This is a genomic window from Hymenobacter busanensis (genome assembly GCF_008727865.1).
In the GTDB taxonomy this organism is placed as follows: domain Bacteria; phylum Bacteroidota; class Bacteroidia; order Cytophagales; family Hymenobacteraceae; genus Solirubrum; species Solirubrum busanense.
This window is the reverse complement of record NZ_VTWU01000003.1, coordinates 198,390-221,642: the sequence shown is the minus strand read 5'-3', so window position 1 is coordinate 221,642 and position 23,253 is coordinate 198,390. Positions and strand designations below refer to the sequence as shown.

At 62.8% G+C, this 23,253-nt stretch carries 26 protein-coding genes; 14 read left to right on the top strand and 12 right to left on the bottom strand.

Features of this window, described 5'->3' with window-relative positions; genetic code table 11:
• The first annotated feature begins 9 nt into the window (after positions 1-9).
• On the top strand, positions 10-432 hold the full coding sequence (locus F0P96_RS08845; RefSeq protein ID WP_151078502.1) for a secondary thiamine-phosphate synthase enzyme YjbQ: 423 nt from the start codon (positions 10-12) through the stop codon (positions 430-432).
• Positions 433-443: 11 nt separating this feature from the next.
• Here F0P96_RS08845 and F0P96_RS08840 read toward each other — a convergent pair whose 3' ends face one another.
• Entirely contained in the window at positions 444-1,058 is a 615-nt protein-coding gene (locus tag F0P96_RS08840; RefSeq protein WP_151078501.1) for a hypothetical protein, read from the bottom strand.
• Positions 1,051-2,592, bottom strand: coding sequence for a 2,3-bisphosphoglycerate-independent phosphoglycerate mutase (gpmI, locus tag F0P96_RS08835; RefSeq protein WP_151078500.1), 1,542 nt, complete (start codon positions 2,590-2,592; stop codon positions 1,051-1,053). The genes F0P96_RS08840 and gpmI overlap by 8 nt, the downstream gene beginning before the upstream one ends.
• Positions 2,593-2,736: 144 nt before the next feature.
• On the opposite strand from gpmI, the gene F0P96_RS08830 reads away from it, so the two are divergent.
• The 6 genes from F0P96_RS08830 to F0P96_RS08805 all read left to right on the top strand — a co-directional run bounded on the left by F0P96_RS08830 (position 2,737) and on the right by F0P96_RS08805 (position 7,035).
• On the top strand, positions 2,737-3,138 hold the full coding sequence (locus F0P96_RS08830; RefSeq protein WP_151078499.1) for a DUF4783 domain-containing protein: 402 nt from the start codon (positions 2,737-2,739) through the stop codon (positions 3,136-3,138).
• A gap of 95 nt (positions 3,139-3,233) precedes the next feature.
• Positions 3,234-4,106: a carboxylating nicotinate-nucleotide diphosphorylase gene (gene nadC, locus F0P96_RS08825; protein ID WP_151078498.1), complete on the top strand. Its 873-nt coding sequence runs from the start codon at positions 3,234-3,236 to the stop codon at positions 4,104-4,106.
• Between the two features lie 92 nt (positions 4,107-4,198).
• Positions 4,199-4,834, top strand: a complete 636-nt coding sequence (locus F0P96_RS08820; RefSeq protein WP_151078497.1) for a hypothetical protein — start codon at positions 4,199-4,201, stop codon at positions 4,832-4,834.
• Positions 4,835-4,880: 46 nt separating this feature from the next.
• Positions 4,881-5,273, top strand: coding sequence for a hypothetical protein (locus F0P96_RS08815; RefSeq protein WP_151078496.1), 393 nt, complete (start codon positions 4,881-4,883; stop codon positions 5,271-5,273).
• A gap of 187 nt (positions 5,274-5,460) precedes the next feature.
• Positions 5,461-6,207, top strand: coding sequence for a class I SAM-dependent methyltransferase (locus F0P96_RS08810; RefSeq protein WP_151078495.1), 747 nt, complete (start codon positions 5,461-5,463; stop codon positions 6,205-6,207).
• 93 nt (positions 6,208-6,300) lie between these two features.
• The gene (locus tag F0P96_RS08805; RefSeq protein ID WP_151078494.1) at positions 6,301-7,035 is read left to right on the top strand and encodes a ZIP family metal transporter; all 735 of its coding nucleotides are present in this window, start codon (positions 6,301-6,303) and stop codon (positions 7,033-7,035) included.
• Positions 7,036-7,038: 3 nt separating this feature from the next.
• On the opposite strand, the gene F0P96_RS08800 is transcribed toward F0P96_RS08805, so the two are convergent.
• The 9 genes from F0P96_RS08800 to F0P96_RS08760 all read right to left on the bottom strand — a co-directional run bounded on the left by F0P96_RS08800 (position 7,039) and on the right by F0P96_RS08760 (position 13,783).
• Positions 7,039-8,325, bottom strand: a complete 1,287-nt coding sequence (locus F0P96_RS08800) for an erythromycin esterase family protein (RefSeq protein WP_151078493.1) — start codon at positions 8,323-8,325, stop codon at positions 7,039-7,041.
• 107 nt (positions 8,326-8,432) lie between these two features.
• Positions 8,433-8,771 carry a hypothetical protein gene (locus F0P96_RS08795; RefSeq protein WP_151078492.1) on the bottom strand — a complete coding sequence of 113 codons (339 nt, stop codon included), beginning with the start codon at positions 8,769-8,771 and terminating at the stop codon, positions 8,433-8,435.
• A 138-nt stretch (positions 8,772-8,909) separates the two neighbouring features.
• A complete protein-coding gene (locus F0P96_RS21145; RefSeq protein ID WP_201743848.1) occupies positions 8,910-9,107 on the bottom strand; it encodes a hypothetical protein in 198 nt (65 codons plus the stop codon).
• A gap of 45 nt (positions 9,108-9,152) precedes the next feature.
• Positions 9,153-9,476, bottom strand: a complete 324-nt coding sequence (locus F0P96_RS08785) for a hypothetical protein (RefSeq protein ID WP_151078491.1) — start codon at positions 9,474-9,476, stop codon at positions 9,153-9,155.
• A gap of 12 nt (positions 9,477-9,488) precedes the next feature.
• Complete coding sequence (locus F0P96_RS08780; RefSeq protein ID WP_151078490.1) at positions 9,489-10,292, bottom strand: inositol monophosphatase family protein; 804 nt, start codon at positions 10,290-10,292, stop codon at positions 9,489-9,491.
• Positions 10,293-10,369: 77 nt separating this feature from the next.
• A complete protein-coding gene (gene lnt / locus F0P96_RS08775) occupies positions 10,370-12,034 on the bottom strand; it encodes an apolipoprotein N-acyltransferase (RefSeq protein ID WP_151078489.1) in 1,665 nt (554 codons plus the stop codon).
• Positions 12,003-12,704 (bottom strand): 16S rRNA (cytidine(1402)-2'-O)-methyltransferase, encoded by a 702-nt coding sequence (gene rsmI / locus F0P96_RS08770; protein ID WP_151078488.1) that lies wholly within the window; start codon positions 12,702-12,704, stop codon positions 12,003-12,005. The genes lnt and rsmI overlap by 32 nt, the downstream gene beginning before the upstream one ends.
• 226 nt (positions 12,705-12,930) lie before the next feature.
• A complete protein-coding gene (locus tag F0P96_RS08765; protein WP_151078487.1) occupies positions 12,931-13,185 on the bottom strand; it encodes a 4a-hydroxytetrahydrobiopterin dehydratase in 255 nt (84 codons plus the stop codon).
• 13 nt (positions 13,186-13,198) lie between these two features.
• Positions 13,199-13,783, bottom strand: a complete 585-nt coding sequence (locus F0P96_RS08760) for an NADAR family protein (RefSeq protein WP_151078486.1) — start codon at positions 13,781-13,783, stop codon at positions 13,199-13,201.
• 127 nt (positions 13,784-13,910) lie between these two features.
• Here F0P96_RS08760 and F0P96_RS08750 point away from each other — a divergent pair, with 127 nt between their 5' ends.
• The 4 genes from F0P96_RS08750 (at position 13,911) to F0P96_RS08735 (ending at position 18,680) form a co-directional block, all read left to right on the top strand.
• Positions 13,911-14,489, top strand: a complete 579-nt coding sequence (locus F0P96_RS08750) for a hypothetical protein (protein WP_151078485.1) — start codon at positions 13,911-13,913, stop codon at positions 14,487-14,489.
• A gap of 60 nt (positions 14,490-14,549) precedes the next feature.
• Positions 14,550-14,774 (top strand): hypothetical protein, encoded by a 225-nt coding sequence (locus F0P96_RS08745; RefSeq protein ID WP_151078484.1) that lies wholly within the window; start codon positions 14,550-14,552, stop codon positions 14,772-14,774.
• Positions 14,775-14,876: 102 nt separating this feature from the next.
• Positions 14,877-15,581, top strand: a complete 705-nt coding sequence (locus tag F0P96_RS08740) for a metallophosphoesterase family protein (RefSeq protein WP_151078483.1) — start codon at positions 14,877-14,879, stop codon at positions 15,579-15,581.
• 549 nt (positions 15,582-16,130) lie between these two features.
• Complete coding sequence (locus tag F0P96_RS08735) at positions 16,131-18,680, top strand: hypothetical protein (protein WP_151078482.1); 2,550 nt, start codon at positions 16,131-16,133, stop codon at positions 18,678-18,680.
• Between the two features lie 148 nt (positions 18,681-18,828).
• On the opposite strand, the gene F0P96_RS08730 is transcribed toward F0P96_RS08735, so the two are convergent.
• Positions 18,829-20,112: an RNA polymerase sigma factor gene (locus tag F0P96_RS08730; protein WP_151078481.1), complete on the bottom strand. Its 1,284-nt coding sequence runs from the start codon at positions 20,110-20,112 to the stop codon at positions 18,829-18,831.
• A 217-nt stretch (positions 20,113-20,329) separates the two neighbouring features.
• Between F0P96_RS08730 and glyA the strand changes: the two genes are divergently transcribed.
• The 3 genes from glyA to rpiB all read left to right on the top strand — a co-directional run bounded on the left by glyA (position 20,330) and on the right by rpiB (position 23,238).
• Positions 20,330-21,625, top strand: coding sequence for a serine hydroxymethyltransferase (gene glyA / locus F0P96_RS08725; protein ID WP_151078480.1), 1,296 nt, complete (start codon positions 20,330-20,332; stop codon positions 21,623-21,625).
• A gap of 164 nt (positions 21,626-21,789) precedes the next feature.
• Complete coding sequence (gene tatC / locus F0P96_RS08720) at positions 21,790-22,674, top strand: twin-arginine translocase subunit TatC (protein ID WP_338074388.1); 885 nt, start codon at positions 21,790-21,792, stop codon at positions 22,672-22,674.
• A gap of 132 nt (positions 22,675-22,806) precedes the next feature.
• Complete coding sequence (rpiB, locus tag F0P96_RS08715) at positions 22,807-23,238, top strand: ribose 5-phosphate isomerase B (protein ID WP_151078479.1); 432 nt, start codon at positions 22,807-22,809, stop codon at positions 23,236-23,238.
• Positions 23,239-23,253: the final 15 nt, after the last annotated feature.

Below are 23,253 nucleotides of genomic sequence, written 5' to 3'. Positions count from 1 at the left end.
TCTGCCAGCATGATCTGCCTTCAGAAACGCCTGCGCCTGCCGGCCGTGCGCCGCGGCTTTCACCTCATCACCGATTTGCTCACGGCCGAGCTGCCCGAGCTGGAGCAACTGCGCATGGGCACGCTGCACGTGTTCATTCAGCACACCTCGGCCAGCCTGAGCATCAACGAAAACGCCGACCCCACCGTGCGCCGCGACTTCGAGGAGTTCTTCAACCGCACGGCACCCGAAAACGCCCCGTACTTCCAGCACACCCAAGAAGGCCCCGACGACATGCCGGCGCACTTGAAGGCCGCTATGCTCGGCAGCAGCGTCACCATTCCGGTAACCAACGGCGAACTGTCCCTGGGCACCTGGCAAGGCGTGTACCTGGGGGAGCACCGCAACCACGGCGGCCGCCGCTGGGTGGTCCTCACGCTGATGGGTGCCTAGCCCGACTCGGCTTACCGCAGTACCCGCCCGCTGGCCAGGTAGCGCGTCGAGTCGAACACGACCAGCTTCTGGCTGCCGCGCACCTGATAGTCGGTCAGCTGACCGTCGGCTCCGAAACGCAGCCGCAACCGCTTGCCGGAGAAAAACAGCGGGTTGTTCTGGCTGAGCGAGGCGCGCAACTCGCGCACCGTGTTGCCGGCTTGCAGCACGGTCATTTCAATTACCGGGTGGTCCACCTCGGGCTGGCGGCGGAACGTGCGGCGCGTGAGGCCGGCCGAGTCGGCGGTTTGCACCTGGTAAGCACCGCGCAGGGCGGGCTTGTTGATGTCGGCCTGATAGAACAGTTGCAACTCGTTGGACCAGTTTACGTCGGCAAGCTGCGCGGTTTCAGTTTGGCCGTTGCGCAAGGCCACTTGCTTTTTCAGCCGCGGGTGCTGCGCCTGCAGCTGCTTCACTTGGGCATCGAGCAGAGCAGGCACATCGAAATAGCCGGCGGGCCGGCGGGCCGGACGGTCGGAGGCTCCGTCGCCTGAGCAGGCAGTCAGCCCCAGGCCTAAAACGGCCAGACCGAGCCAGCGAGGGAAGCTGGCCCGGTCTGCGGTCAGTTGATGGAAAAGCTTACGCATTGGCAGCGGGGCGCAGCAACGATTCGCCCGTCATTTCCTCGGGTTGCGGCAGGCCCATGATGGCCAGCACGGTGGGTGCAATGTCGCCCAGCTTGCCGTCGGCCAAGGTGCCGTGGTAGTCGGGGTCGGCCAGAATGCAGGGTACTAGGTTAGTGGTGTGGGCCGTGTTGGGTGAGCCGTCGGGGTTAATCATCATGTCGGCGTTGCCGTGGTCGGCGATAATGATGCAGGCGTAGCCGTTGTCGAGGGCGGCCGTTACCACGTCGCGGGTGCACTCGTCCACGGTTTCCACGGCCTTCACGGCTGCCGAGAAGACGCCCGTGTGGCCCACCATGTCGGGGTTGGCGAAGTTGAGTACCGTGAAGTCGGTGGCGCGGGCCTGCAGCTCGGGCACGAGGGCGTCGCGCAGCTCGTAGGCGCTCATCTCGGGCTGCAGGTCGTAGGTGGCCACTTTGGGTGAGGCGCGCAGCAGGCGTTTTTCGCCCGCAAACTCGGCCTCGCGGCCGCCGGAGAAGAAGAACGTAACGTGCGGGTACTTCTCGGTTTCGGCAATGCGAATCTGGCGCTTGCCGTGGTCGGCCAGCACCTCGCCGAGAGTATGCTCCAGGTTGTCCTTGTCGAAAATCGGCGTGACGCCCGCAAACGTGGCGTCGTAGTTCGTCATCGTGAGGTAGTGCAGGTTCAGCCGGTGCATGTTGAAGGCGTGAAAGTCCTGCTGCGTGAGGGCCTGCGTGATTTCGCGGCCGCGGTCGGTGCGGAAGTTGAAGCAGATGACCACGTCGCCGTCCTGAATGGTGGCCAGCGGCAGGCCGTCGGCGCCCACTTTCACCAGCGGCTTCAGGAACTCGTCGGTTACGCCCTCTTTGTAGGAGTCGAGCATCGACTGGATGAGGTTCTGCGAGGGCGCGCCCTTGCCGTTCACCAGCAGGTCGTAGGCCACCTTCACCCGTTCCCAGCGGTTGTCGCGGTCCATGGCGTAGTAGCGGCCCACCACCGAGGCGATTTTGCCACTGGCACCGCGCTGCAAGTGTTCTTCCAAGTCGTTGACGTAGCGCACGCCACTCTTGGGGTCGGTGTCGCGGCCGTCGGTGAAGGCGTGGATGAATACTTTGTGCACGTCGGCGTCGTGGGCCAGGGTGCAGAGGGATTTCAGGTGCTCGATGTGGGAGTGCACGCCGCCGTCGGAGAGCAGGCCCATCAGGTGCACGGGCTTGCCGCTGGTGCGGGCGTACTCCAGCGCCTGCTGCAGCGCGGGCATGGCACCCAGCTTCCGCTCCCGAATGGCCTTGTTGATGCGCACCAGATCCTGGTACACCACGCGACCGGCCCCTATGTTCATGTGGCCGACTTCGGAGTTGCCCATCTGGCCGTCGGGCAGGCCCACGGCTTCGCCGGAAGCCTGGAGGCGGCTGTGCGGAAAACGCTCGAAAAGTGAATCTACGAACGGCGTTTTCGCCGCTGCAATGGCCGATACGGCCGGGTTAGTGCCCAAGCCCCATCCATCCAGGATTACCAACAGTACCGGTTTGTTCATGGCTGCAAAGATAGGCGCGCCGTACTGCCGAACGCCACCGATTCGCTAATTTGGGGCACCGCCGCTAATTACTACCTATATCCCGCCTCTGCAACCGGTTGGCACAATTTTGGTGTACCGGCGGGTGCAGTCTTTTTGCACACTATGAAACAATTCATTTTTCGGGTGCTCACCATCATCTGCTTCAGCGTGATGACGATGGGGGCCCAAGCACAAGGCGAGGCTTTCAGCGCGGTGCGCGCGGCCATTCGCAGTGGCTCCTCCCGCGCCGTGGCGCAGTACTTTGCCGGCACCGTCGAACTGGGGTTCGACGGCGACAAGCAGAGCTTCAGCGCCACGCAAGCGGAATTTGTGCTCAAGGATTTCTTCGCCAAAAACGGCCCGGCATCCTTCGAGCTCGTGCACCAAGGTGCATCGGGCGGTGGCATCCAATATGCGGTGGGCAAGTTCGGCGCCAAGTCGGGCAACTACCGGGTGTTCATCAAGATGAAACCGGCCGACGGCGGTGCCTTGCAGATCGATACGATGGATTTCACGCACGAGTAATTTGGCCCAACCTGTACATTCCTAAGTACTTCTTGGCCTGATTTCCTGCCTAGCAGGCCCCGGCGCATGTCGGGGCCTTTTGCTATTTTTGCCCCGTGCTAAACGCCCTCCCCCCCGCACCCTACCTCCGCCCCGAAGCCCTTCACGCCTTCATCCAATCGGCCCTGGCCGAAGACGTGGGCGACGGCGACCATTCTTCCCTGGCCGGTGTGCCGGCCGCTGCCCGCAAGCAAGCCCGCCTGCTGGTGAAAGACGAAGGCGTGCTGGCCGGCGTAGAGTTGGCCCTGCTCATTTTCCGCGAAGTAGACCCCACGCTGCAGGTGCAGGTGCTGCTGCCCGACGGCAGCCGCGTGAAGCACGGCGACGTGGCCCTGACGGTGGAAGGCCCGGCCCGCAGCATCCTCACGGCCGAGCGCCTCGTGCTCAACTGCATGCAGCGCATGAGCGGTATTGCTACCCACACGGCCTATCTCACCGGCCTGCTGGCTGGCACCACGGCCAAACTGCTTGACACCCGCAAAACCACGCCCAACTTCCGCCTGTGCGAGAAATGGGCCGTGCTCATCGGCGGCGGCGTGAACCACCGCTACGGGCTGTTCGACATGATTATTCTGAAGGACAACCACGTGGACTACGCCGGCGGTATTCGCCAAGCCATTGAGGCCACGCATAGGTATCTGCAGGAACTCGGCCGAAAGCTGCCCATCGAAGTAGAAACCCGCACGCTGGCCGAAGTGCAGCAGGTGCTGGAAGTGGGCGGCGTCGACCGCATCATGCTCGATAACATGCCGCCGGCCATGCTGCGCGAGGCCGTGGCCCTGATTGCCGGCCGTTTCCCCACGGAGGCCTCCGGCGGCATTACCGAGCACACCATTGCCGCCGTGGCGGCCACGGGCGTCGACTACATTTCGGTGGGTGCCCTCACGCACTCCATCAAAAGCCTGGATTTGAGCCTGAAAGCTTACTAACCCGTTTACCTGTTAAATGGCTGCATGGCGGGCTGTTCGGCTATAGAACAAGCAACCAGCCGTCAATCCAGCCATTTAGCGTTTCCAAGAAGATGCAACAACCCAATAACATGCGCGGCCGGCAAGTGGCGCAGCAACCTTCACCGCTGGCCATTCGCACCAAGAAGTACCAGCTCGACAAGGACACCTACACCAAAATGGCCCTCACCCAGGTTTGGAAGCGCGACTGGTGGCAGGCCGTTATTCCCTTGGTCGTGCTGTCGTTGCCGGCCATTTTCTGGTTTTCGTGGTGGTGGATTGCCGCCGCGGTGCTCGTGACGGTGCTGTACGTGCTGCTGCGCTCGGCCCAAGTAACGGGCGTGACGCAGATGGAGCAGAGCAAAGCCCTGTTTGAGCGCGTGAGCTACGAAATGGACCAGCGCCAGGTGCTGCTGCGCCTCAACCAGGAGCAGGGCATGCGCCTGACCTGGGACATGATTGAGACCGTGCGCCGCGACAAAGAAGCCTACGTGCTGTACCTCAAGCAGCCCGACATGACCGGCCAGGTGGCCGGCTGGCGCGCCTGGGCCGCCAAGGTTATGTACGTGCCGGTATTTTTGCACCTGCCCACGCGCATTTTCAACTCCCCAAACGACTTGCGGCTCTTTGAGTCTATTTTGCGCCGCAAAGGCTTTTTGCCCGCCGAAGCCGGCACTCCGGCGCCCGATGCCGGCGGCAAAGCAGCTTAAGTTGCCCGGTTTTCGTATTTCCGACTTCGTTTCTTCTTTTGCTTTTATGACCTCCAAGAACCTCGTTTCGGGCCTGGCTGCCGTAGCTCTGCTGGCCCTGGCCTCGTGCAGCAGCGAACCGTCTGACTGGCGCCCCGACCGCAAAGTGTCGGTTGACCAAGTTCCCCCCGGCACCCGCAGCTCCGATAACTTCGACCTGGCCACCGATGCGCCGAGCCAGCACAAGGGCGGTGCCATTGCCGAGCCCGTTAGCTCGCACATGGATGTAGAGCAGACGACGGCGCCGGCTGCCGGCAAACCCGAGAAGCCCTCGGCGGGCGGCGCGATGTCGGCCGACGCGGTGCAGGCCGAAGGCAGCAAGCAAGGCGAAGCGGCTACCAAAGATGCCGAGACGCAGCACGACCTGAGCGACGGACAGCGCGAGAAAAACCAGAACTAAGCTTGCGGACTTTGGTCTAGCACCCAGCTCTTTGTTCTACCCGAGCGCCCCGGCGCGGCTTCCGATGCACAGCGTCGGTGGCTGTGCCGGGGCGTCGGCGTCCTGTTGCGGGCAGGTCTTCGGGCCGGTTCTCGCCACTGGGTTATCTTTCGGCAGCTACTTCCCACGCCGCTCCTCCCTTCTGCGCATGCCCCATACCCGCCACGAAGCCGAGTGGTTCAGCACCTGGTTCGATTCGCCGTACTACCACCAGCTCTACCACAACCGCGACCAGGACGAGGCCCAGCACTTCCTCGACAACCTGCTGGTGCGCTTGCACCCCAAGCCCAAGGAGCGGCTGCTGGACCTGGCCTGCGGCAAGGGCCGCCACGCCATCTACCTCAACCAGCAGGGCTACAACGTGACGGGCATCGACCTCTCGCCCGAGAGCATCGAGCACGCGCGGCAGTTTGCCAACGAGCGGCTGCAGTTCCACGTGCACGACATGCGCGCGCCGCTGCCCTACGGCCCGTTCGACTTCATCCTGAACCTGTTCACCAGCTTCGGGTATTTCGATGAGGAGGCCGAAAACGTGGTGGCCCTGCGCAATGCCGCCGACGCCCTGCAATACGGCGGCAAGCTGGTTATCGACTTCATGAACACCGAGCGGGCAGTGCGCGAGCTGGTGGCCCACGAGGAAAAAACCGTCGACGGCATCACATTTCATTTGAACCGCCACCTCGACCGGGACTTTATCGTGAAGGAAATTCGCTTTACCGACCGGGAAGGGCAGCCGCAGCATTTTCAGGAACGCGTGCGCGCCCTAACCGTAGAGCGGTTTCGGGAATACTTCTACCTGGCCGGCCTGCGCCTGGCCGAAGTGTTGGGCGACTACGACCTGAACCCGTACGTGGAAGAGTCGAGTCCGCGCATGATTTTCATTCTCAAGAAATAACGCGGCTTTCTGCTGGTCTGGGCTTCCGCGCCTGGGCCGGCGGCCGTGGCCGATTATTGCTGTGGCAACACCGGTTCTTGTTCATTTTAGCTGATGATTGTAGCCCTGCTGCTGCTTTTTGGGACGGTGCTGGGTGCCGGGTGGGTCACGCGGTTTGTGCCCACGCTGCACACCACCTGGCTGCGGCCGTTGCTGGCGTTTAGCGGGGCCTACCTCGTGACGCTCACGCTCACGCACTTGCTTCCCGAGGCCCTTACGCTGGGTACCTCGCCCGAGCGCGTGGGGTATTTCGTGCTGGCAGGCTTTTTTGGGCAGCTGGTGCTGGAGCTGTTTTCGGAAGGCGTGGAGCACGGCCACCAGCACGTGCACGCCGAGCACGCCCATGCGGGCGTGCCGTGGCTGTTGCTCGGTTCGCTCACGCTGCACGCGTTTCTGGAAGGCAGCATCTTGGTGCAGGACCCGCACGGCCACACGCCCGACGGCTTCTACGCCACCCTCACCGGCGTGGCGCTGCACCACATTCCGGCCGCGTTTGCCCTCATGGCGGTACTCGTCACGCGCCTTGGCAGTTTCCAGCGGGCCTTGCCGTGGCTGGGCTTGTTTGCCGCCGCCGCGCCGCTGGGCGTGCTCACCAGCCACTACGCCCACATCGACCCCGCGGTGCAGGGCGGCTTCTACCCGGCGCTGCTGGGCCTGGTAAGCGGCAATTTCCTGCACGTTTCTACCACCATCCTGTTCGAGGTCAGCCCCGAGCACCACGTGAACGTGCGCAAGCTGGTGGCCACGGTAGCGGGCCTGAGCCTGGCGCTGCTGGCCAACGCGCTCTAAGTTCTACTCGCCCCAGGGGTATAGGTCTGGCGGCACGTGCTGGTCGGTAGTTGTGGGCAGCGGATGCAGGGCCTGGGTCGTTTCGAAGTGCAGAAAGGCGTCGTAGCGTTCGGGCACCACGGTGGGCACGTAGTTGCCGTACCGCTCCCGCTCGGGTCGGTACACCACCCCAATGGCCCGGTGGCCGATGTGCTCCTGCAGCGCCGGCAGGTGCCGGATTTCGCTGGAAAACAGCAGCGCGTTGCGGCCCAACTCGGTGTGCAGCAGCGCCTCCCAGGAATTGCGGCGGGCTTCGGGCACGGGCATTTTCTCGAGCGGCGCCCCCCAGGCCTTGCCCGCTATTACCGAGCCTTGGTAGGAGCCGAAGCCCACGGCGTACACTTGGTTGCGGCCAAGCTGCTGGCGGGCCAGCTGGCCCACGTTCACCATGCCGTCGGCGGCCATGTCGGTGTAGCGCGCGTCGCCGATGTGGGTGTTATGCTCCCAAACGATGGCCTTGCTGTCGGGGCCGTGAAATTCGAGCAGGCGCTGCAGGGTTTCCATCATGTGCCGGTCGCGCACGTTCCACGACGAGCCCCCGCCGCGCAGCATGGCCTTGTAGTAGCGCTCGGCATTCACGGCCACGAGGGCGTTTTGCTCGGTGGCAAAGTCCAGTTCCATGCTCAGGCCATCGGGGCCGGCGGTGGGCGTGCGGCGTTTTAGCTCGCGCAGCATGTGCAGCACCTCGTCTTCGCAGTCTTTGCTCACGAAGGCCACGGCCTCGGCGTACTCCTGCGGGTCGGCGCTATAGGGCTCGAAGCAGTGGTAGGCGCGCTGGGCGGCCTGCGCGGCGGCTTCGCCCTTGGTGCCCGCGTACTGCATTATCTGCTCCAACGACTCCCATAGGCTGTACACATCGAGCCCGTAGAAGCCCACTTTCTGCTTGTCGGCGAGGGCGGCGTTGTGCTGCCGCAGCCAATCGACAAGGGCCGCAATTTCCCAGTTGCCCCACATCCAGGTGGGCCAGCGGTTGAAGGTTTGCAGCAGTTGGGAGGCGGGCTGGCCGTTGGGCAGCTGCTTCACGGCCAAGTTCACCTCGAAGCAGTCGGGCCAGTCGCCTTCCACGGCCACAAACTGAAAGCCCTTTTCCTCAACCAAGCGCTTGGTAATGGCCGTGCGCCAGGTGTAGTACTCGTGGGTGCCGTGCGAAGCCTCGCCCAGCAGCACCACGCGGGCGTCGCCGATGGACTGCAGAAGCGGGTCTAAGTCGGTGCTGGAATTCAGTGGGTGGGCAGGAATGGTTGTTTTCATAGCAAATGGAGCAGTAGCCAGGATACGGGTAAAAGACGCCGCCACCGGCTACGGCCTCGGGGAGGGCGCAAACCGGTGGCGGCGGAAAACGACGCGCGGGAGGCGTGCTACTTGTGCGCTTTGTCCAGGTTCTTGCCCAAGTCTTCCACGGTCTTCAGAAACTCGTCGGTTTCGGCGTCGGCGTAGGTGCCGTAGGCGGTGGAAATGGTGCCGCGGGTGCCGTCGGCGCACTCAATGGCGTAGAGAATGGACATGTCGTCGGGGTTCGACTCGCCTTCGAAGCGGTAGAAATCGACGATGGTTACTTCGTTGGGGCCGTACGATTTCACCGTGTTGTCGATGGTGTGCAGGCGGCCGCCCGTCACGTTGAAATCTTTGGTAAAGCCGTCTTGGTTGAGCTTCCGCTCGACGTTCACTAAGGACCGTTCTTGCTCTTTGTCTTGCATGGTTGTGGGGCGTGGGGGTGTTTGGAGAGAAGGATGCGGGGCGCCCCGGGGCCGTGCGGCAACCAAAAACGGCGCCCCGCCCTCGGCTATACGCAGCCGTGGGCGGGGCGGGTTATATCGCCGACGCGAAATGCTCTGTTAAACCGGTTGGCGCTGCTGCTGCGCGGCCTCGATCTGCCGCTGCAGCTGCTCTACATTAATGGCACCACAGGCCCCGCCGCAGCCTTTGGGGCAGGCCCCGTCGCTTTTGGCAAAGAAGCTCAGCCACAGCCGCCGGCCGATGTACACGGCCGCCGCCGCAAAGAGCAAGACAATGATGAGTTGTTGGAAGAGCATGACGAGCACAAAACTACAAGGCTCTCAAGAAAGTTGCGGGTGGCATCAGGCTTCCTGAATTTTGGCCGCAGCCACCAATATTTCTCCTGCCTCCGCAAACGCAATTCGGAACCCTGGCGCTTCAGGTGTTATGCGCTCAATTTCATCAAGCGAATTGCGGGATGAAGCGCCCGAAAAGGCACGCGTAAAAAAGCCTGCCACAGCTTCGTAGTTGCCGATGGCGCTGAGTCGCAACGTGACCGGATTGAGAACAGTCGGGTTCCAGACACTGTCCAGCCAGACCGTCAACACGATTTCGCGCCGTGGCCCTAGCGCATACGCCACCAGCCAAGCATCGTGGTAGTTGTGTTTCAGCGTCGTCAGGTTCACGCCAGCACGCTGTTACGCCGGCCAGAACTCCGCAATAACCGCCTGCATTTCGTCGTGCACGTGGCCGTTGCTGGCCACTACTTCGCGTCCGAATACCGGGTCGCCCTCGTGTCGAAACTGCGTGACGCGGCCGCCGGCTTCGCGCACCAGCAAAATGCCCGCTGCCACGTCGTAGGAGTTGATGTTGAACTCGAAATAGCCCTCGAAGCGCCCGGCGGCTACCCAGGCCAGGTCCACGGCCGCCGAGCCCACGCGGCGCACACCGTTGGTGCGGCGCATAAACTCCTTCAGAATGGGCAGGTAGGTATCGATGCGGGCGAAGTTGCTGTAGGGGAAGCCGGTGGCAATGAGGGAGTGGTTCAGCTCGGTAGCCGTCGACACGCGGATGGGCTGCTCGTTGCAAAAAGCCCCGCCACCGCGCACGGCCCGGAAGCACTCGTCGAGGTTCACTTCGTAGACCACGCCTACTACCAGCTCAGAACCCTGCATCAGGGCAATGCTCACCGAGTAGCACGGCAGGCCGTGAATGAAATTGGTGGTGCCGTCGAGCGGGTCGATAATCCAGGTAAACTCCTCGGCGCGGTTGGGGGCGCCAGCGGTGCCTTCTTCGGTGATGAAACCGGCCTCGGGCAGCAGCTCGCGCAGCCCCGCCACCACCATCTTCTCCGATTCCTGATCGACGTACGACACCAAATCGTGCACGCCTTTTACCTGAATGCGGCTGCGGTCGAAGCCCGCAGCTTCCTGGCGAATGAATGCGCCGGCGCGGCGCGCTACCTCGGCTACCTGGAGGCTAAGTTGGGTGAAATCTGTCATGGAGCTAAAAGTAGGGGCAACTTGCTGCCGCCCGCCATTCAACGAAATTCCCTGCCTCAAAGGCAAAGGAGCTCGGCTTACTTCACAAACCGCCGCACCACGGCAAAACCAATCAGCAACACCGCCAGCACCTGCGCGGCGTGCCCCAGCAATTCGCCGTGGCGGGTATAAAACGTCAGCTCGTCGTTCAGGTGTACGGTGTAGCGGCTCACGGCCGGCACCCACCAGCCGGTTTGCTGCACAATGTCGCCGCGCTGGTTGATGAAGCCCGATATACCCGTATTGGCGGCCCGCGCAATGTCGCGGCGGGTTTCGATGGCCCGCAGGCGGCCGTAAGTCAGGTGCTGCTTGTAGCCGGGCGAATCGGACCACCAACCGTCGTTGGTGATGATGCCGATGAGCGTGGCCCCGTTGCGCACGTACTCACTCACGTAGTCGGAGTAAATCGACTCGTAGCAAATAACCGGTGCCACGCGCAGGGTGCTATCGGTAGCCGGCGCGGCGGACCGGAATACCGTGCGCTGGTCCTGGCTGCCGTAAGAACCCACCACCCCGCCGAGGTCGATGGTGCCCAGGGCTGAATTGAGCCAGCCCGGCACTTTCTCCACGCCCGGCACCAGCTTCGATTTGTGGTAGGTTTGGAGCGGCGCCGTGGGGCTGCCCACGTGCAGGGCCGCGTTGAACACGTCGTAGTAGCCCAAATCGTCGCGGAAACGGGCCGTGGGGCTGGCCGCTTCCTTGCTGGGGTACGAGCCCACGGTGGTGATGCCCGTAATCAGCCGCAGGCCCGGGTGCGCGGCCACCAAGCCCTGCACCCGGCGCACGTCGGGCAGCGCTGAGAGGCTGTTTTCCCAGTGGGTTTCTTCCAGCGCCGTTTCGGGCCAGAGCACCAGTCGGGTGTTGGGCGTCAGGGCCGATTCGGTCTGCTGCACCAGCCGGTTGAGCTGCTGCTCGGCCGGAATGTACTTGGCACCGCCTTCGAACTTCTCCTGAAACGGGTCGATGTTGGGCTGCACCACTACCACCTCGGCCGCCGGGCCTTTTTCCTGCCAGCGCGCCCCAATGGCAAACGAAATCAGCAGCGGTAGGACCACGGCCGCAAAAGGCACCGCCCAGCGGCCCAAGCTGAAGCTTGGGCGCGCCACCACCAGCGGGTCGAAATCGGGGCCAGCCGGCCAGCTTTTCAGCCCGAATAAGGCTCCGAAAACTGTCAGGTTGGATAGCAGTGCCCAGAGCGAGCCGCCGAGCTGCCCGGTGTACTCGTACCACTGCACCCAGCCCGGCACCATGGCCCAGGCGTTGCCCAGCGTCAGCCACGGCCACGACAAATCCCAGCTTAGGTGCAGCTGCTCGAAGGCCAGCCAATACACCACAAACGAGAGGTAGCCCCAGCGCGGCCCCGCCAGCCGCTTGGTGTGCCAGAAGGCCAGCAGCGGCAGGCTTTGCAGCGCGGCGTTTAGTACGTTGGCCGCAATGCCGCCGCCCAGCGTGCTGTAGGCCACCCAGTAGGTGGTCAGCACGTTCCACACCAGCAGGTACAGGTAGCTCCAGCGCCAGAAGCGCACGGCTCGCGCACCTTGGGCACGCAGCACCTGCTCCAGGCGCAGCAGCGGCACCAACCCTACCAGCAACAGCAGCGGGGCCGGCGCCGGGTGCACCGGCCAGCCCGCCCACAGCAGCACCGGCCCCAGCAGGGCCAGTACCAGCGGCTTATTCGCGAAGTCCTTGAACGACAACAACAATTTCTCCTTTAATGGTGGTCCGTTTGCCAAACTCGACGGCCAGCGCGGCCAGCGTGTCGGTCACGGTTTCTTCGAATAATTTGGTCAGCTCCCGGCTCACCGACGCCATCCGCTCCGGCCCCAGCGCTTCGGCCAGCTGCTCCAGCGTCTTCACAATCCGGTGCGGCGACTCGTAGAAAATCATCGTGCGGGTTTCGGCCGAAAGCTCCCGCAGGCGCGTCTGCCGACCTTTCTTAACCGGCAAAAAGCCCTCAAACGTAAACCGCTCGGCCCCAAAGCCCGACTTGAGCAAGGCCGGCACCAAAGCCGTGGCGCCCGGCAGGCATTCCACTTTCAGGCCCTTACTCAGGCATTCCCGAATCAACAGAAAGCCGGGGTCGGAAATTCCGGGCGTGCCCGCGTCCGATACTAGGGCCATCCGCTCGCCGCGCTCCAGCCGCTCCAGCACCCGCGCCACCGTTTGGTGCTCGTTGTGCAGGTGGTAGCTCTGCATGGGCTTCTTGATGCCCAGGTGCTGCAACAGCCGCCCGCTCGTGCGCGTGTCCTCCGCCAGCACCACGTCTACCTCGCCCAGCACCCGAATGGCCCGCAGGGTAATGTCCTCCAGGTTGCCGATGGGCGTGGGCACAATGTAGAGGGCGGTTTCGGCGGGGGCGTCGGCAGTAGGCATGAGGGCAAAGGTACAGGCCCGTCGCACTCTACGCCGCAGGCTCCGTCACCTACCACCGTTCTGCGGGCTCTTACCGTCATTCCGCAGTCAACTATCGTCAGTCAGCGTCTTCCTACCGCCGGTCGGCATGCGGCTACTGCCTCATAGCCCCAGCCCGATGCCCGTGCATCGTTACTGATTCCGCACGGCCTAGTTCTAAGGCAATGTGGCCTCGTAAGCTGGCCGATTACTTTTCCACCCCGCCGTACTCCGCCGCCAGCTTATCGATGGCCGCCGCCAGCCGATGGTCGCGCTCAGTCACGGTGTTGCCCGCGTCGTGGGTGCGCAACCGAAACTCCACGGTGTTGTATTCGTTGGCCCACCACGGGTGGTGGTCCTGGTATTCGGCCTCCTCGGCCACGTCGGTCATGAAGCTGAACGCCGCCTGAAAATCCTTGAAGCGGAAGGTGCAGCGCAGGGAGTTGTCGGTTTCGGTCCACATAAACTACCCGGGGTTAAGAGTGAGCGGTCTGTAGCCTAATACGTGCTCCCATAAGGGCAAAGCCCAACAAATTCAGGCCACGCCAGGCGGCCGGGTTATATGCTCGCGCATCGACCTGCGCTATACCAATTCCCCAAATAGCATCTACCGGGCTGTCTTCCACCAGCACATGCTTACCGGTGCTCAGCAGGAACGCCTGCAGCGCCGGATGCTGGCCGAATTTGGCGACCCCACCGCGCACCACTACTTCAAAACGGGCGACATCCCAAACATCGGAGTCAAAGTTCGTTACAGAGCGCCCTAGCTTTTTGGCCTTTCCAGGGTCTGCTGCTTCAATAATTGACTCACGGGTGACCTCGTCGCCGAACAGCCGGGCTTTTTCGGCCATCATGAAATGCTCGGCTGTGGCGTAGCGCCGACCGTCCACCTCAAATGCAGCCGGATACCACTGGCTCAGGCACTCTTTGCCTACCGCCGTGGCATTTGGCGCCGGCGTGTGGCCCCAGAAAAACAGATACTTTGGCGCCTGTCCTGCCTGAATATGGGCTAGCAGGGAGGCCACGTCGTGAATGGCCGAAAGCAGCGGAGTAGGTTTCATTAGAGCACAGCTACAACAGATACGGGCCGAACATACGATGACGGCGGCAATCGGCAACCCAAATCCGGCCCGCACAGTACACCCAAACATAAACCTACTCCGCTTACACCACACCACAACCATTCCCATGGCCATCGACCCCAAAAACCGCCCCGTGCGGGTTATCAACGACGATACCACCGAGCAGGAACTCGCCGCCGGACACATCATCCCCGGTGCCGATCCGCCCAAAAACGAGGACGCCCGCGGCGGCTTCGGCAACCGCGACGGTAAGCAGGGTTTCGGGACCGATTCGTCCGACGGCATCTCGGCCGTGTCGGTCAACGAAGACGCCGACAAGCCCGGCCACCCCGCCGACAACATCCGCGGCGACGACGAAGGCCGCCCCGTGGTGCCCAACGAAGACATGCCCACGCCCGACATGCTCGACCCGCGCCGCCTGCCCGACGTGGGCGACGAAATCGACGGCGACACCCGCCGTGCCCGCAACGCCGGCGAAGACCTCACCGACGACGATGACTTTGCTGCCGTCGACCGCCGCAACAGCTACGGCGAGGACGAGGACGCCCCCCGTGGCCGCCGCTCCGACAACAACCCCGAGCGCGGCGCCGCCATCAACTACAACTCCCCTGCCTCCGACGCTACCACCGCCACCAACGCCGAACAAAACGACCCCAACGCCCAGGAATCGGCGCTGGATATTTAGGCCGCCGGCGTTATCCGGCACCAGGCCTGTTCATTTGTTCCACTCAACCTTTGCACCGCCATGCCTTACAAAAGCAATAACACCAACCAGCAGTCGAAAGAAAACAAAGGCGGCCCCGCTGCCACCGACCAGCCCAAAGCCGTGGGCCAGCTCCCGGTAAACGACCGCGACGAAGCCACCGAAAACCGCTTGGAGCAGGAAGCCCAGGATGCCGCCCAGCGTCACCCCAACCGCAACCTCGAAAAGCCCGACCTCGACAAGCCCGCCTACGGCGGTGGCCACTAAGCCTCGCCGAAGCTCGTAGATAGAAGCACTGCCCACGCGGCAGTGCTTTTTTTATGCGCCCCCGGCCCGTTTCTGTATCACGGTTCATCTTTTAGCCTGCCCATGCGCTACGCCGCTACCGACCTCCACGGCTGCCTCCGCACCTTTCGCCGCTTAGTAGAAGACCGCCTGCAGCTCACCCGCACCGATACCCTCTACCTGCTCGGCGACTACGTCAACAAAGGCCCCGACTCGCGCGGCGTGCTCGACTACCTTATGCAGCTCCAGGCCGACGGCTATCATGTTTATTGCCTGCTCGGCAACCACGACTTGGAGCTGCTCGATGCCGCCCGCGGCAACACCGCCGCTACTTGGGCTTCCCCCGCCGACCGCGCCCTCACCCTGCACAGCTTCGGCGTCGCCGACGTAGCCGACATTCCGCTCCGCTACCTGACCTGGCTGGCCGCTTTGCCGCTCAGTTTGGAGCTACCCGATTTCGTGCTCGTGCACGCCGGCTTCGATTTCCGCCGGCCGCCCGCCGACATGCGGGCCGACACGCACACCATGCTCAACATCAAATCCTTCACCTTCGATGCCTCACGCCTGCAGGGCAAGCGCCTCCTGCACGGGCATGTGCCCATTGCTACCGCCGAGGCCCAGCACCGCGTAGCTCAGCGTGCGGGCGCCATCGACCTCGACACCGGCTGCGTGTACCGCCTTAACCCCGAACTCAACCACCTAGCCGCCCTCAACCTCGACACTTGGGAATTGCTGCTGCAGCAAAACGTAGAGCAACCTTACTCCATGGCCCGCCGACCTGCCCCTTAAGCACACAAGTAGCGACTTGCTGCATTTATACCGTTTTTTGTATTGAGTTTTACAGATTCATCTAATTAAGTCCTATTAAAGAGAGCCAAATTATCAACATAGTACTATAAACTATCTTGCCCATAACATGCAATGAACGCGCATATTGATTTTGTGTTTTGAGCGGTTATCAAAAAACTGGCACACTATTTAAATAAATCTATATCAGTAACTTATATACAATAAAAGCAAATAACCGTCTGACTTATTAAAAGCTTTACACAAAATTAAATCTGCTTCTTATTGCATTCATAAAACCGACCTCTATATTTGGTAAGTAACATTTGCTGCAAGGGCAGCTTTGGGTTGCAAAGAATAGTACATAAGACAGGCCTGCCTATGGCTCGTTAACTACTTTCCCTTCTTTTTCCTGCTCCTTCCCGGCCGTTCTACGGCGGAAAGAATGCGCCGAAGTCGCTTTCAGCGCGTGGCTTTTTCGGCTGCTGTCCGCAGCCGACGGCTACCCTTTTGCCTTTCCGATTGCTCGAGTACCCCGTTCCCTTCTGAGTCATGAAACACGATTTACCTTCCTCAAACGAACCTAATTACCTGATTTCACGCCAGCGGGCTTCTTTAAGCATGTGGCTATTGCTGCTGCTGGCTTTTGTGTTGCTGCTGGTGCAGCGGGCCCAAGCCCAAACGGTAGTGCGCGTGGGAAACGGAGGCGACTTCCCGACCCTGACCCAGGCGCTGGCAACGGTTCCGGCAACGCCCGCTACTCCCTATGAGCTGCGGCTCGTGAGCGGCAGTACCTTCACTGAAGATGTGCTGATCAACGTGGCAGGCAGCGCTTCGGCCCCGCTCACCATCAAGCCCGAAACCGGGGCGGTGGGCATTGTGCTCGAAGGCACGGTAACTTTTGGAGCAAGTGCCCGCTACGTTACCCTGAGCGGCCACAACGGCAGCACTGCCCGGCAATTCACGGTGCGGCAGAGCAGCGCCAGCCAGCCCGCTTTGCTCTTCGCCGGCGACGCCCAAAACAACGTGGCCCGCGACCTGCAGATTCTGGGCAACAACGCCCTGAGCAGCGGCGGCGTGGTAGAGTTCGGTGCCACCACTTCGGTTGGCAACGACGATAACACCCTCACGAGCAACCTCATCGGCAATGCCAGCGCGAGCCAGCTACCGGCCAACCTCGTGTACGCCGCCAACGCCTCGGCCACAGCCCTCAACGACCGCGTGGCCATCATCAACAACGAGCTGATGAACTACGCCCAAACCGGCATCAAGGTGGGCAGCGGCAACGGCGACGCGTGGATCATTCGCGACAACAGCTTCTACTACAACCTGGCCACGCCGGCCACCACGGCCCAAACGGCCATCAACTTCGCGCCCGGCGCCGGCTCCGACAACAACACGCTCAGCGGCAATTACATTGGCGGCACCAGCGCGCAGGCGGGCGGGGCCAGCTCGGCCATGTGGCAGAACGCCGGGGCGCAAACGTTCAACGGCATTGTGGTGAGCTGCGGCTCGGCCACGGGCGCCCAGGCCAACGTGGTGGAAAACAACACCGTGCGCAACATCAGCCTCTCGCAGCCCAGCACGCAGTCGTTTCAGGCGCTGCTGATGGCTGGTGGCCGCAGCGAGCTGACGGGCAACGCGGTCAACGCGGTATCGAACAACGGCACGGCGGGCGTCAACGCGCTGGTGTCGCAGGCACAGGTGGTGCTGAACGCGTTTACGGTGGCGGCGGGGCAGGTAATGAGCATTCAGAACGGCGAAACCATTGTGACGGGCAACCTCGTCATCCAAGGCACGCTCAACCACACCGGGGGCGACATCGTGGTCAACGGCGACTTCACCAACACCGGCGCTTTCGCCCAAACCCTGGGCAACCTGGAGGTGAAGGGCAACATGAACAACTACGGCGTATTCAGCTGCACCACCGGCGGCGTGCTGCTGACCGGTGCGGGCAACCAAACCGTGAGCGGCGGCCTGTACTACAACCTGGAAGTGCGCGGCGGCGGCGTGAAAACCCTCACCGACGACGTGACGCTGGCAAACAACCTGGTGATGAGCACGGGCATTCTGCAAACCGGCCCGGCCAACAAAATCAAGCTGAACTCCGACGCGCTGCTCACCGAAACCAACACCAGCTACGTGTTGGGCAACATCGAAGCCCGCCGCAACCCGCAGGCCGGCGCTACCGAAATCTTCGGCAACCTGGGCCTGGCCCTCACGCCGCAGCCCGGCTCCACGCTGCCCGGCCTCACCATTGTAACGCGCGTGACGGGCACGGCCGCCAACGGCAGCGGCCACCAAGGCATCAAGCGGTACTTCGACATTTCGGCTCCGGCCTATTCGGGCACGGGCATGAACGTGCAGATGCGCATCGACTACCTGGCCCACGAGCTGGGCACGCTACAGCCCGCCGACCTGACGTTCTATAAATCGAGCGACAACGGCGGCACGTGGCAGCCGAAAGGGCGCACCTCGGGCGGCACCACCTACGCCATTCTCAACGGCGTCGACGGGTTTTCGCGCTGGACGCTGGGCCGCCAGCAGCAGCCGCTGCCCGTGAACCTGACCGCCTACCAAGTGCGCCGCCAGCAGAACGACGCCGTGCTGACCTGGACCACCGCTTCGGAAATCAACAACCGTGGCTACGGCGTGGAAGTATCGACCGACGGCCTGCAGTACCGCGAGCTGGCTTTCGTGCCCGGTGTGGACGGCGGCTCTACCTCGTCGCGCAACTACCGCTACCTCGACCGCGAAGAAAGCAAGCAGGGCACCCGCTACTACCGTCTGCGCCAAGTTGACCTCAACGGCAAAGTGACCTACTACGGCCCCCGCGCCGTGGCTTTCGACGGCAAATCGGGCCTACTGGCGTACCCAACCGTGTTTGAGCGGGACATTGCCCTGGAGCTGAACATGGTATCGGCCGGCGTGGCCACGCTCACACTCAACGACATGTCGGGCCGGCCGGTGTGGGTGCGCGAGCAGGAGCTGCCCGCGGGCCGCACCAAGCTGAACGTGCAGCCGGAGTGTGCTCGGGGCGGCTACATTCTGGTGGCCACGCTCAACGGCCAAAACTTCCAGCAACGCCTGTTGCGCAAGTAATCTATACCGACGCGGGGCGGGCTTATCAGCACATCCGCACCGCCGGACCAGCTACTGCGCAAGTTGATTTCTCAGGTTGGTTGAAGGGGTACCCGCCCCGGGCTGCTGCGGCCCGGGGCGGGTTTGCTTTTATGCCGCAACCCCGGGCCTACAGCCCGCCTTCGCGCAAAGCCCGTTGGGCCTCTTGCCGATAGGCGTTGCGGGGTTCGGCCACGGCTTGCTGCAAGGCGGCCTTGGCCTGGGCCCGCTCTTCCTGCTGCCAGTGCGACAACCCCAGGAAAAACGCTGCCGGTCCACGTAGCTCGGAGCCCGGCGAGCTGCTCACGCGCTGGAAGTAGCTTTCGGCAAAGTTGGGCTGCCCCTGGCGCAGCAGCAGCAGGCCGTTGTAGTACAGAAAGGTATCCTGCCCGATCTGCGTCGGCTCGATGCGGCGCAGGGTGCGCAAAGCGGCGCCATAGTTGCCACCGCGGTACTGCTCCATGGTTTCGAGCAGCAACGGGCGCCCTTTGGCTGCGGCGGCCGGCACGCCGGGGTCCTGTACGTCGTATTCTTCCCAGCTGTGGGTGGGCCGCAGAAGCTTGGGCAACCACAACACCGCTGCAATGAGCAGCGCGGCGGCCAGCGCACTCCACAGCGCCCAGCGAATTTGCAGCCGCCGCCGCTGCCGCCGCACGCGCTGCTGGGCGGCGGCCCGCTGAACGGCACGGCGGTTTTGGGCCTCCAGCCGCTGCCGCAGCGTTTCGCGGCCCACGGCCCAGCGCAGGTCGGCGCCGTACTGCTCGTAGGCGAGGTAGGCCTGGCGCAGGGCCGCGTCGTGCACCAGCAGCTCGTCGAAATCGTCCTGCTCGGTGGCCGACAGCTGCCCGTCGGCGGCCCGCTCGATGTCGGTCAGGTATTGCAGCAGTTGGGCCGAGCCGGGGGCGTCGGCGCGGTCGAGGGCTTCGTGCAGCTTGCGCAGGCAGTCCGATTTCTGCAGCCGCGCCACGGTGGCGTTGGCGTAGCCCATTTTCACGGCCAGCTTGTCGAAGCGGTAGTTGTTGAAGTAGAAATACTGCAGAATCTGGCGGCAATCGGGCCCCAGGCGCAGGAACGTGCGCAGCAGCAACTGGCGGCGGGAAGCCTCGGGTGCGGGCAGCGCAGGTGCATCCGAAGCCGTTACGGTGTTGGTAGTGGTAGCCGTAAGCAACTGGCGGGCAGCACCGTAGATGTGGCCGCGCAGGTCGGTGGGCCAGCCGGCCAGGCGGCCGTCGGCGGCTTGGTCGTAGAAATCGAGCAGCACCTCTTGCAGGGCGCGGTGGGCGTCCTCGCCTGCCGTGCCGAACTGCCGCCGGGCCCAGCGCGCAAACAGGTCGCGGTGCTGGGCATAAAACTCGGTGAGCGGCGCAAGATGCCCCGTGCGCAGGCGCGCCAGGTTTTCGGACAGTTGGTTCATGAGGGTCGTGCTGAGCAAGAAGCCTTGCCCGGTGGAGCAAGTTGGCAGTTTCTTGGCGCTTACGCACAATCGGGGGTTCGCGCTGCCTCGGCGGCGCATTCCAAAGCCCCTGCTTTGCCCTCGGCCCGCCCGGGCATTTTCGGGCCGAGCGCCGCGCCTGCGTTTCCTGCGTACTTCGGTAGTTCGTTGATCATCTACTTGCCCTTACCTTTGGCACATGGAAACCACAACCCGCCCGCTCACTGCCGATACCGCCGTCTTTGACCTGATTCGCCGCGAAAAAGAGCGGCAGATGCACGGGTTGGAGCTCATTGCCTCCGAAAACTTTGTCTCGGACCAAGTGATGCAGGCCCAAGGCTCCATCTTGACCAATAAATACGCCGAGGGCCTGCCCGGCAAGCGCTACTACGGCGGCTGCGAAATCGTCGACCAGATCGAGCAGTTGGCCATCGACCGCGTGAAGGAACTGTTTGGCGTGCAGTGGGCCAACGTGCAGCCGCACTCCGGCGCCCAGGCCAACGCCGCCGTGATGCTGGGCATTCTGCAGCCCGGCGACAAAATTCTCGGGTTCGACCTCTCGCACGGCGGCCACCTCACGCACGGCTCGCCGGTCAACTTCTCGGGCAAGCTCTACAAGCCGTCGTTCTACGGCGTAGAGCCCGAAACCGGCCTCATCGACTGGCAGAAGGTGAAGGAAACGGCCCGCCGCGAGCAGCCCAAGCTCATCATCTGCGGGGCCTCGGCCTACTCCCGCGACTGGGACTACAAAGCCCTGCGCGAAGCCGCCGACGAGGTGGGCGCGCTACTACTGGCCGACATTTCGCACCCGGCCGGCCTCATTGCCAAAGGCTTGCTCAACAACCCGTTTGAACACTGCCACATCGTAACGACGACCACCCACAAAACCCTGCGCGGGCCGCGTGGCGGCCTCATTATGCTAGGCCAGGATTTCGACAACCCGATGGGCCTGAAAACCCCGAAAGGCGAAATCCGCTCAATGAGCAGCGTGCTCGACGGCGCAGTGTTTCCCGGCACGCAGGGCGGCCCGCTGGAGCACGTCATCGGTGCCAAAGCTGTGGCGTTTGGCGAGGCCCTCACCGATACCTACGCCCAGTACACCAAGATGGTGATTCGCAACGCGCAGGCGCTGGCCACGGCCTTCACCGAGCGCGGCTACCAGATTATTTCGGGCGGCACCGACAACCACCTGATGCTCATCGACCTTCGCTCGAAGGGTCTGACGGGCAAGCTGGCCGAGAATACCCTCATCAAGGCCGACATTACCATCAACAAGAACATGGTGCCCTTCGACGACAAGTCGCCGTTTGTCACCTCGGGCATGCGCATCGGCTCGGCAGCCATGACCACCCGCGGCCTCGTGGAAGCCGACATGCCGCGCATTGTGGAGCTGATCGACGACGTGCTGATGAACCACGACAACGACACTCGCATTGGGCAAGCACGGCAACAGGTAAACGCCATGATGCGCGACTACCCGCTGTTTGCGGGCTAATGGCCAAATGGTTGAATGGCTACATGGCTGGCCGCGCCGACGCTGGCAGTGCGGAGTTGAGCCGGCAGCAAGCTGCCGCCGGCCTTTTCTCGTAAGGTTGATCCGTTGGCCGGCCCCAACCCTTTAGCCGTTTGGCAATTTGACCATTTAACAATCCGACTCCTTTGCAGTCCCCTACGCAACAATTTCAGCAGAACCGCGCCGCCGCGTCGGGCCAAGAGCCCCACGAGATGTCGTTTATCGACCACTTAGAGGCGCTGCGCTGGCACATCATCCGCTCGGCCATTGCCGTGGTGGTGTTTGCCACCGGCGCGTTTCTGGCCAAGGATTTCCTGTTCCACGACCTGATTCTGGGTCCGTCGCGGGCCGATTTCTGGACCTACCGCATGTTCTGCAAGCTCGGCCAGGCCGTGCACGCGCCCGACCTGTGCCTGGACAAAATCGGCTTCGTGATTCAGAACCGCGAAATGAGCGGGCAGCTGACGATGCACATCAGCACGTCATTTATCGTGGGGCTGGTGCTGGGTTTTCCGTACTTGTTCTGGGAGTTGTGGCGCTTTATCAAGCCGGGCCTGTACCCGCACGAGCGCGCCAACTCGCAGGGGGCCGTGTTTTTCGTGTCGGTGCTCTTCATTATTGGGCTGCTGTTCGGCTACTACATTGCCGCGCCGCTGAGCATCAACTTCCTCGCGTCGTATACAGTCGACCCCACCATCGAAAACCAGATTGACCTGCAGAGCTACCTGAGCACGCTCACCACCATGTCGTTGTCGTGCGCGTTCGTGTTCGAGCTGCCCATGATTGTGTTCTTCCTAGCCAAGGCGGGGCTCATTACCCCCGAGGTGATGCGCCTGTACCGCAAGCACGCCATCGTGGTCATTCTCATTGTGGCCGCCGTTATCACCCCGCCCGACGTGTCGGCCCAGGTCATCGTAACCATTCCCATTCTGCTGCTTTACGAGCTGAGCATCAACATTGCCCGCGTGGTAGGTCGCAACAAAGTGGCTACCCTCAACCAGCAGCTGGCCGACAACCAAGGCGTAGCCTAGGCTACTGTGCGCATGTGATTGAATGGGCCTATGTACTAATGCCAGTACAACCATTACCACATCGGCACTTCCCACTACATGCGCACAATACCCCAAGTAGCGCAAAGCGCGTCACATTAGTACACTGAAACAATGAAACTTCTCGCCATCGGCTCCGACCACGCCGGGTTTGCCTACAAGGAAATGCTCAAGCCCTGGCTAACGGAACAGGGCTACGAGCTGCGCGACTTTGGCACGCATTCGGCCGATTCGGCCGATTACGCCGACTTTGCGCACCCGTTGGCGGCGGCGGTAGCCAGCGGCGAAGTACCGCGCGGCATCCTGATATGCGGCTCGGCCAACGGCGTGTGCATCACGGCCAACAAACACAAAGGCGTGCGCGCTGCCCTAGCTTGGCTGCCCGAGTTGGCCGAACTGGCCCGCCAGCACAACGACGCCAACGTGCTGTGCCTGCCTGCGCGCTTCGTGAGCGAAGAGCAGGCCCGCCAAATCACCCGTTTGTTCCTCGATACCGCCTTCGAAGGCGGCCGCCACGCTACCCGCGTCGGCAAAATCGACTGCTAATCGCGCGACCGGCTG